Source organism: Mycobacterium sp., assembly GCF_035603715.1.
Taxonomy (GTDB): domain Bacteria; phylum Actinomycetota; class Actinomycetes; order Mycobacteriales; family Mycobacteriaceae; genus Mycobacterium.
In genome coordinates this window covers 1-8,869 of sequence record NZ_DATNJW010000707.1, presented here as the reverse complement: position 1 = coordinate 8,869, position 8,869 = coordinate 1, and the positions used below count along the sequence as shown (strand labels likewise).

Here is an 8,869-nt window from a genome sequence, read left to right as displayed (position 1 = left end):
CAGCACATCGGGGTCGTCGTAAAAGGTGGTGGCTTTGACGATCGCCGCGGCACGCTGCGCCGGGTCCCCGGATTTGAAGATGCCCGAGCCGACGAACACGCCCTCGGCACCGAGTTGCATCATCATCGCGGCGTCGGCCGGAGTGGCGATACCCCCGGCGGTGAACAACGTCACCGGCAACTTCCCGGCCCGCGCGACCTCGACGACCAGGTCGTAGGGTGCCTGCAATTCCTTTGCCGCAACATACAATTCGTCATCGGACAGCGAGCCGAGCCGACGGATCTCTCCGCCGATGGCGCGCATGTGGGTCGTCGCGTTGGACACGTCACCGGTGCCGGCCTCGCCTTTGGAGCGGATCATCGCCGCGCCCTCGTTGATCCGCCGCAGCGCCTCACCGAGATTGGTGGCGCCGCAGACGAACGGCACGGTGAACTTCCACTTGTCGATGTGGTGGGTGTAGTCGGCCGGGGTCAGCACCTCGGACTCGTCGATGTAGTCCACGCCGAGGCTCTGCAAGATCTGCGCTTCGACGAAGTGACCGATGCGGGCCTTGGCCATCACCGGGATGGTGACCGCGGAGATGATGCCCTCGATCATGTCGGGGTCGCTCATCCGCGACACCCCGCCCTGTGCGCGGATGTCGGCCGGTACGCGCTCCAGCGCCATTACCGCGACCGCGCCGGCGCCCTCGGCGATCCGAGCCTGCTCCGGCGTGACGACGTCCATGATCACGCCGCCCTTGAGCATCTCGGCCATGCCGCGCTTGACCCGCGCGGTTCCCGTCCGCCCGTTGTGCGCCGCGCTATCCACTGCTACCTCAATCGTTGGTGTCTCGTTGACCCGATAACGCCCACCAGTCTAGTGGTCGACCACCAGCCAATTTCTCTCCGGAGGCCGACCGGGAAAATCAGCGGGTGGCGGCGTCGAGAAGCACCGTTGCAGCGGCTTTCGCCGCGGCGGCGGAGTCCGGATCGCGATCCATCTGGGCGGCCAGCCCGGCTCCGTCGTAGAGGAACTGGAGTTGCCGCCCCAACGCAGCGGGTTCGGATGCGCCGGCCTCGCGAGCCAGATCGGTCAGCAGGTCACGGACGTCCACACGGTATTGCTCGGTGGCCTGCTGGATCAGGCCTCCGTCGGGCGCTTCGGCGCTTGCCGTGGTGAACGCGCAGCCCCGGAAACCCGGGTCGGCGAACAACTCGGCCTGGGCGTCGAACACCGCCAACAACCGTTGCCTCGGGTCGCTCTGCCGGTCGATGGCGCGCCGCAAGAGGTCCATCGTCGCCTGGTGGCGGCCCTCGAGGTATGCCTGGACCAGGTTCTCCTTACTCCCGAACGTGTTGTACAGCGAGGCCTTGGCTACTCCGGCATGCTCGATCACCCGGTCTATCCCGACGCTCTGCACCCCATCGGCGTAGAAGAGCTCGTCGGCCGCCGCCAGCAGTCGCTCACGGGCGGACTGCTTCGTATCGGTCTTCATGCGCGCTCGTCCTCGACCGGCTCCAGCATCAGGACGGGAATCTCCCGGGCGCCGGCCTTGGCCCGGTATTCGGGGAAGTGCGGCCAGAACTGTTCGGCCACGGCCCACGCGTGGGTTTTCTCGTCCCCGAAGACCTCGCGGGCCCGAAATCGGCCCTTCACCGCCCCGTCCTGCAACCACAGGTCTGGATGGGCGGTGAGGTTGCGATACCACGCGGGGTCGGTGGCCGCACCCGCATACGATGCCACCGCAATGTAGTTGTCGCCGTGCGGAATACGCATGATCGGATTCTTTCGGATGGCGCCGGTGCGGGCGCCGGTAGTCGTCAAGATGACCACCGGGCGCCCCTCCAGCGTGCCGCCCTCGGTGCCATTGCTCGCCTCGTAGGCAGCAACTTGCTCGCTGACCTGATCACTTGCGCTGGGTACGTAGGTGTCAGTCATGGTTGCGTCCTTTCAGATCGCGGTGCGTCCGCCATCGACGGGAATCACCGCGCCGGTGATGTAACTCGCCTCGTCGGATGCCAGGAAAGCGATCACGTCTGCTACTTCTTTCGGCTGGGCCACCCGCCCGAGCAAGGTGGTGGCACCCAATGCGTTGAAAAACGCCTCGTCCGCGGCGCTGGTGTACACCGGTCCGGGAGCGACGGTGTTGACCCGCACGCCGGACGGGCTGTACTCGGCGGCCCACGACCTGCTCATCGTCGTCAACGCCGCTTTGCTGGCGCCGTAGGCTGCAGAACCCGACAGCCCGACGTGGCCGGCCATGCTGTCCACGCTCACGATGCTGCCATGGCCGCGCTCCGCCATCCCTGGCGCCAACGCGGCGACCAATTGGTAGGCGCTGCGGACGTTCGCGGCGAACATCGCGTCGAAGGTGGCCTCGTCCAGTTGGTCGGTCGGACCGAACCAGGCGAATCCGGCGTTGTTGATCAACACGTCGACCGGGCCCGCCGCCGCGGCCAGGGCGGCAGCGGCGCCCGATTCGGACAGATCGGCGGCCACGAAGCGGGCCCGCCCACCGCGAGCCTCGATGGCCTTGACGGTCTCGGCGCCGCGGACGATGTCACGGCCGTGCACGATGACCTCGTAACCCTGGTCAGCGAGCGTCAACGCGACCGCCTTGCCGATGCCCGAGGTGGCTCCGGTTACCAGCGCGACGCGTTCCTGAGTGGTTGTCTCGGTCATGATGACCCTCCTGATAGGTTGAGTAGACCTGTCTGTCTAGTGTAGAGATTAGACAGACAGGTCTACTCAAAGCAATGGGCCATCAGTGTGATGTCAACCACACACCGACACGCGAGGCGCCGCTCAGCGAATGGACTGCAGCTGACGGGGCCGATCCGGCGAGCCGGCCAAGGCGACTGCCTGGGTCAGCAGCTCGGAGAGCTGCAGCGGATACACCGTCTCGCCGGCGTCGGCCAGCTCGGCGATGTCGGCAGCGTGACACCAGCGGTGCCCGTGGATGTAGCGGTTTTCCAGCTCGGTGCGGCCCACGGTGGACGGCTCGAAGCGCTCGGTGCGGTAGACGAAGAAGAATTCCTCGCTGTCGATCGCCGCGCCGTTGAAGTCGAACACCGCGTCGCGCCGCCACATCGGGCCGACCATGCCGGCGGGGTCGACCCGCAAGCCCGTCTCCTCGGCCAATTCACGAACCGCGGCCTGCGCCAAGGACTCCCCCTCGCCGACCTCACCGCCCACGGTGAACCACCACCGCGGTGCATCGATTGCTGCGGGGTCCGACCCGCACAGCAGCAACACCGCGCCGGTCTCGTCGAGCAACACCACCCGCGCCGACGTGCGCCGCCCGGCTGCGGGATGATCGGCGTGGCGTAACGCCTGCGCTTGTTCGGCGATCTCGAAATAGGTTGGCAGCGCCGCTGTTCCAGCCAACCGGAACCACCGGACCAGCCGCCTCTCGCGCAGCGCGAGCGTGTCGCGGACCGCGTCGTTGTGGAATCGGCGGGCCAGCACCACCCGGGCTTCGGCGTCGGCCAGCTCCGCGATCAGGCCCGCGGGCCCGGCAGCAGGATCGACCAACGCCAGCGCGGCTGACAACTCGTTCTCACACGCTTCACGGGCCCGCCGTGGAGCAGCCTCTGCCGCGTCGGCCCGCGCGACCAGCTGCCGGGCCTCGGCATCAGCCGGACCACCGAACGCGTTCGCCGCGACCGCGCGCGCCACCACCGCCCGGCGGGCCAGCGCGGCGTCCAGTGCCTGCCAGGACAGGTCGTAGCGCACGTGCAAGCGGTCCAGCCGATTGGCCGTGCGATACCCCCAGGCCCCGAATCCGAGCAGCACCAGCAGCAGCAGGACCACGGCGACGACGAGCGGAAGCGTCCAGGACATCAGCTCGCCACCTGCACTTTGTTCCCGCTGACGGCGACCGTCTCGTAGACCCGCATGATCTGACTGGCCACCACCGGCCAGTCGTAACGGCGCACCGCTTCTTCGCCGGCCGCGGCGTAGCGCTCGGCCAGCGCATCATTCTCCAGCACCGCGATCAGGCCCTCGGCCAGCGCGGCACTGTCATCGACCGCCACCAGCCGCCCGGCTTTGCCATCGCGCAGCACGCGCCGGAAGGCGTGCAGGTCGCTGGCCACCACCGGAGTACCGGCGGCCATCGCCTCGACGAGCACGATGCCGAAGCTTTCCCCGCCGAGATGCGGTGCGCAGTAGACATCGGCGCTGCGCAGCGCCGACGCCTTGGCAGCGTCGTCGACCAGACCGAGGAAACGCAAGTGACCGGCCAGACCGCCGACCTTGGCCCGCAGTTCGTCTTCGCTGCCGCGGCCGACGATCAGCACCTGCAGCCCCGGAAACCGCTCGACCAGACTGGGCAGCGCATCGATCAGCACGGCCATCCCCTTGCGCGGCTCGTCGTAGCGGCCCAGGAACAACACCGTCTTGGCGGGCCGCGGATACCCCTCGAGCAACGGCGCCGAGGCGATCGCGGCGACGTCGACGCCGTTGGGAATCTCGACCGCGTCCGATCCCAGCGCCTCCATCTGCCAGCGTCGGGCCAAGTCGGACACCGCGATGCGGCCGACGATTTTCTCCTGCATGGGCCGCAGCAGGCCCTGAACTACCGACAGCGTCAGCGATTTGGTGGTCGAGGTGTGGAAGGTGGCCACGATGGGCCCCTCGGCGATCCGCAGCGCCCACATCGACAGGCTCGGCGCGTTCGGTTCATGCAGATGCAGCACGTCGAAGTCGCCCTCGGTCAGCCAGCGCCTGACCTTGCCGTGCACGCTCGGGCTGATTTGCAAGCGGGCCACTGAACCGTTGTAGGGAATCGGCACGGCCCGGCCGGCCGAGACGACGAACTCGGGCAGTTTGACATCGGGCGACGACGGCGCCAGGACGCTGACGTCCTGACCGCGTTCCAGCATTGCCTCGGCAAGCTGCAACACATGCGACTGCACGCCCCCGGGCACGTCGAACGAGTACGGACACACCATCCCGATCCGCATCAGGTCTCCGCCAATCGAGCCCGTCGCTCGTCGGACAGATCCGCCAGCCACTGCGGCTGGAGCATGTGCCAGTCGGCGGGATGCTGGGCGATGTTGCGGGCGAAAATGTCGGCCAGCGCCTGAGTGACGACACCGACATCACCGCTGCTGCAGTCCATCGGCGCGTAGAACTCGACACGGCAGGCATCGCGCTCATACCAGCAATGCACGGGCAGCAGCGCCGCTCCGGTGGTGATCGCCAGCTTCGCCGGTCCCGCCGGCATTCTGGTCGGCTCGCCGAAAAAGTCGACTTGGACGCCGGTACGGCTGAGGTCCCGTTCGGCCATCAGACACACGAGCTTGTTGTCCACGAGCCGCTGGCTGAGCAACGGGAACGGTGGTTGCTCACCACCGGACAGTGGAATCACCTCGAATCCCAGGCTTTCCCGGTAGTCGATGAACCGCCGGTACAGCGACTCGGGTTTGAGCCGTTCGGCGACGGTGGTGAATCTGCCGTACTGCTGGACGAACCACACCCCGGCCATATCCCAGTTTCCGCTGTGCGGCAACGCCATCACGGCGCCGCGGCCGTCGGCCAGCGCCGCATCGACGTGCTCTTGACCCGTCACCGTTTCGGCGAGCTGCCGGCCGATCGCGCGGTGATCCATCGCCGGCAACCGGAACGCCTCGCGCCAGTAGCGGGCATAGGACGCCAGCGACGCTCGCATCAGGCTGCCCGGCACGTCTTTGGGCGCAACGCCGATCACGCGTGCGAGATTCTTGCGCAGCTGATCCGGTCCCCCGCTGCGCGACGCGTACAGCGCTCCAGCGTCGAATACGTTGCGCGCGGCGAATTCCGGCATGGCGCGCACGGTCAGCCAGCCAGCCGCATAACCCCAGTCGGTCATCCGACTGCCCAGCGAAAGATTGCCCATACCAAAGGGTTTCAGTCCAGGCAGTTTCAGGCCGGCCGGCACGATCACGGCGCGCCCCTCCCGGGGTTGGCCTGGCCTGGCTTCCCCGGCGGCGGCAGACGATCAGTCGCGCCGGTCGAGTGCCGCACGGTGTGTAACCGCTGAGCACAGGTGATCATGCTGGCCGCAGCCAGCAACCACATGGCCACCGGGAGCGCCCACGGCAGCGGAAATATCGGCAGGTCTGACAGTCCCGCACCGACAAGCACGATGATCAGCCGTTCCGGTCGCTCGATCAAGCCGCCGTCGCCGCGCAGCCCACTGGCTTCGGCGCGGGCCTTGGTGTAGGAGATCACCTGCGAGGTGACCAGGCAGATCAACGTCGCCACCATCAGCGGCCGGCTACCCAGGCCGAACGCCGCCCACCACGCCAGCCCGCAGAACACCGCGCCGTCGCTGATCCGGTCGCAGGTGGCGTCCAGCACGGCGCCAAACCTGGTGCCACCGCCGCTTTCTCGCGCCATCGCGCCGTCGACCAAGTCGAACATCACGAAAAACCAGATCACCAGGGTGCCGGCGAACAGCTGGCCGATGGGAAACAGCGTCAAGGCCGCCAGCACCGCCGCGGCGGTGGCGATGATGGTGACCCCGTCGGCGGTGAAACCGGCATGCAGAAACGCCCTCGCCACCGGGTTGGTGACTCGGGCTACTCCCTCGCGGGACAACAGCTTGCTCACGACTGCCCACTCATGATTGCCGGGTCCACTCGGTGGCCAACAGCCGGCGGGTGTCGCGCAGCAGCTGCGGGATCACCTTGGAATCGCCGATGATCGTGATGAAGTTGGCGTCACCACCCCATCGCGGCACCACGTGCACGTGCAGGTGCTCGGCCAGCGAGCCGCCCGCCGACTGACCCAGGTTGACCCCGACGTTGAAACCGTGCGGGCGCGACACGTTCTTGATCACGCGAATCGCCTTCTGGATGAACGCCATCAGCTCGCTGCTTTCCGGCTCGGTGAGGTCCTCGAGCTCAGAAAGCCGGCGGTATGGCACCACCATCAAATGCCCCGGGTTGTACGGGTAGAGGTTGAGAACGGCGTAGACCAGTTCGCCGCGGGCCACGACCAGACCGTCTTCGTCGGACAGCTGCGGGATGTCGGTGAACGGCTCGGCCCGATCGTTGTTGGACTGCTTCAGCGGCCCGTCGGCCAAGTAGCTCATTCGGTAGGGCGTCCACAACCGCTGCAGATGGTCGACCTCACCGACACCCCTGTCGACGATCGAGTCGTCCTCAGCCACGAGTGCTCACCTTGACTAAATCGGCAGTGGGAACGCTATTTTCACGGTCGGCGATCCATTGCTTGATGACGGTGACCGCCTCGTCGCGAGGAACCCCGTTGATCTGCGTGCGATCACCGAACCGGAAACTGACCGCGCCGGCCTCGACGTCGCGGTCGCCGGCCAGCAGCATGAACGGCACTCGCTGGTTGGTGTGGTTGACGATCTTCTTAGCCATCCGGTCATCGCTGGCGTCCACCTCAACCCGGATACCGTGCGACTTCAGTTGAGCAGCAACGTCTTCCAGATACGACACATGGCCATCGGCCACCGGAATACCGACCACCTGCACCGGAGCCAGCCAGGCCGGGAACGCACCCGCATAGTGCTCGGTGAGGATGCCGAAGAAGCGTTCGATCGAACCGAACAGCGCGCGGTGGATCAGCACCGGCCGCTGCCGCGAACCGTCGGCGGCGGTGTACTCCAGCTCGAACCGATCGGGCATGTTGAAGTCGAGCTGAATGGTCGACATCTGCCAGCTGCGGCCCAGTGCATCCTTGACCTGCACCGAGATTTTCGGGCCGTAGAACGCCGCGCCGCCGGGGTCGGGAACCAGATGCAGGCCCGAGCTTTCGGCGACCTCGCTCAGGATCGCGGTCGCGTCGTCCCACACCTCGTCGGAGCCGACGTACTTCTCCGGATCCTTGGTGGACAACTCGAGGTAGAAGTCGTTGAGGCCATAGTCAGCCAGCAAATCCAGCACGAAGTGCAACAGCGACGCCAGTTTGTCGCGCATTTGCTCGCGGGTGCAGTAGATGTGCGCGTCGTCTTGCGTCATGCCGCGCACTCGGGTCAGGCCGTGCACCACGCCGGACTTCTCGTAGCGGTAGACGGTGCCGAACTCGAACAGCCGCAACGGAAGTTCACGGTAGGAACGACCCCGGGACCGGTAGATCAGGTGATGCATCGGGCAGTTCATCGGCTTGAGGTAGTAGTCCTGCCCCGGCTTGCGGACGGTGCCGTCCTCGTTGAACTCCGCGTCCATGTGCATCGGCGGGAACATGCCCTCGGCGTACCACTCGAGGTGGCCCGAGGTGATGTAGAGCTGCTCCTTGGTGATATGCGGGGTGTTGACGAACTGGTATCCGGCCTCTGCGTGCTTGCGCCGCGAATAGTCCTCCAGTTCGGTGCGCACAACACCACCCTTGGGGTGGAAAACCGCAAGGCCCGAACCGATTTCGTCGGGAAAGCTGAACAGGTCCAGCTCGACGCCGAGCTTGCGGTGATCGCGGCGCTGAGCTTCTTCGAGCAACTCCAGGTGACGGTCCAGCGCCTCCTGCGATTCCCACGCGGTCCCGTAGATGCGCTGCAGGCTGGCGTTGCTCTGGTCGCCGCGCCAGTAGGCGGCCGAGCTGCGAGTGAGCTTGAAGGCCGGGATGTGTTTGGTGGTGGGGATGTGCGGGCCGCGGCACAGGTCACCCCAAACCCGTTCGCGGGTGCGGGGATTCAGGTTGTCATAGGCGGTCAGCTCGTCGCCGCCGACCTCCATGACGTCGGGATCGCCCGATTTGTCGTCGACGAGCTCGAGTTTGTAGGGCTCGCCGGCCAGCTCGCCGCGGGCCTGATCCTTCGACTCGTAGACGCGCCGGTCGAACAGCTGCCCCTCTTTGACGATCTGGCGCATCCGCTTTTCCAGCTTGTCCAGGTCTTCGGGCGTGAACGGGTCGGCGACGTCGAAGTCGTAGTAGA

At 66.6% G+C, this 8,869-nt stretch carries 10 protein-coding genes; all 10 read right to left on the bottom strand.

Annotated elements, in window-relative coordinates:
- The coding region (gene pdxS, locus VN856_RS28475) for a pyridoxal 5'-phosphate synthase lyase subunit PdxS (protein ID WP_325695555.1) at window positions 1–810 on the bottom strand (810 nt) is incomplete at its 3' end.
- Between the two features lie 97 nt (window positions 811–907).
- The gene (locus VN856_RS28470; RefSeq protein ID WP_325695552.1) at window positions 908–1,477 is read right to left on the bottom strand and encodes a TetR/AcrR family transcriptional regulator; all 570 of its coding nucleotides are present in this window, start codon (window positions 1,475–1,477) and stop codon (window positions 908–910) included.
- Window positions 1,474–1,920: a nitroreductase family deazaflavin-dependent oxidoreductase gene (locus tag VN856_RS28465; RefSeq protein ID WP_325695549.1), complete on the bottom strand. Its 447-nt coding sequence runs from the start codon at window positions 1,918–1,920 to the stop codon at window positions 1,474–1,476. Before VN856_RS28465 ends, VN856_RS28470 begins: the two co-directional genes overlap by 4 nt.
- Before the next feature lie 12 nt (window positions 1,921–1,932).
- Window positions 1,933–2,664 carry an SDR family oxidoreductase gene (locus VN856_RS28460; protein WP_325695547.1) on the bottom strand — a complete coding sequence of 244 codons (732 nt, stop codon included), beginning with the start codon at window positions 2,662–2,664 and terminating at the stop codon, window positions 1,933–1,935.
- A 123-nt stretch (window positions 2,665–2,787) separates the two neighbouring features.
- Window positions 2,788–3,825 carry an NUDIX hydrolase gene (locus tag VN856_RS28455; RefSeq protein ID WP_325695544.1) on the bottom strand — a complete coding sequence of 346 codons (1,038 nt, stop codon included), beginning with the start codon at window positions 3,823–3,825 and terminating at the stop codon, window positions 2,788–2,790.
- Window positions 3,825–4,949, bottom strand: coding sequence for a glycosyltransferase family 4 protein (locus VN856_RS28450; protein WP_325695542.1), 1,125 nt, complete (start codon window positions 4,947–4,949; stop codon window positions 3,825–3,827). Before VN856_RS28450 ends, VN856_RS28455 begins: the two co-directional genes overlap by 1 nt.
- Window positions 4,949–5,863: a phosphatidylinositol mannoside acyltransferase gene (locus VN856_RS28445; protein WP_325695558.1), complete on the bottom strand. Its 915-nt coding sequence runs from the start codon at window positions 5,861–5,863 to the stop codon at window positions 4,949–4,951. Before VN856_RS28445 ends, VN856_RS28450 begins: the two co-directional genes overlap by 1 nt.
- 44 nt (window positions 5,864–5,907) lie before the next feature.
- Window positions 5,908–6,579: a phosphatidylinositol phosphate synthase gene (gene pgsA / locus VN856_RS28440; protein ID WP_325695539.1), complete on the bottom strand. Its 672-nt coding sequence runs from the start codon at window positions 6,577–6,579 to the stop codon at window positions 5,908–5,910.
- A gap of 10 nt (window positions 6,580–6,589) precedes the next feature.
- A complete protein-coding gene (locus VN856_RS28435; RefSeq protein WP_325695536.1) occupies window positions 6,590–7,141 on the bottom strand; it encodes an HIT domain-containing protein in 552 nt (183 codons plus the stop codon).
- The coding region (gene thrS / locus VN856_RS28430) for a threonine--tRNA ligase (protein WP_325695533.1) at window positions 7,134–8,869 on the bottom strand (1,736 nt) is incomplete at its 5' end. The genes thrS and VN856_RS28435, both read right to left, overlap by 8 nt.

What these genes read in the sequence shown, in the direction of transcription:
- VN856_RS28470 (WP_325695552.1), bottom strand. Translation starts at nt 1,477, where the DNA reads ATGAAGACCGATACGAAGCAGTCCGCCCGTGAGCGACTGCTGGCGGCG.
- VN856_RS28465 (WP_325695549.1), bottom strand. Translation starts at nt 1,920, where the DNA reads ATGACTGACACCTACGTACCCAGCGCAAGTGATCAGGTCAGCGAGCAA.
- VN856_RS28460 (WP_325695547.1), bottom strand. Translation starts at nt 2,664, where the DNA reads ATGACCGAGACAACCACTCAGGAACGCGTCGCGCTGGTAACCGGAGCC.
- VN856_RS28455 (WP_325695544.1), bottom strand. Translation starts at nt 3,825, where the DNA reads ATGTCCTGGACGCTTCCGCTCGTCGTCGCCGTGGTCCTGCTGCTGCTG.
- VN856_RS28450 (WP_325695542.1), bottom strand. Translation starts at nt 4,949, where the DNA reads ATGCGGATCGGGATGGTGTGTCCGTACTCGTTCGACGTGCCCGGGGGC.
- VN856_RS28445 (WP_325695558.1), bottom strand. Translation starts at nt 5,863, where the DNA reads ATGGGCAATCTTTCGCTGGGCAGTCGGATGACCGACTGGGGTTATGCG.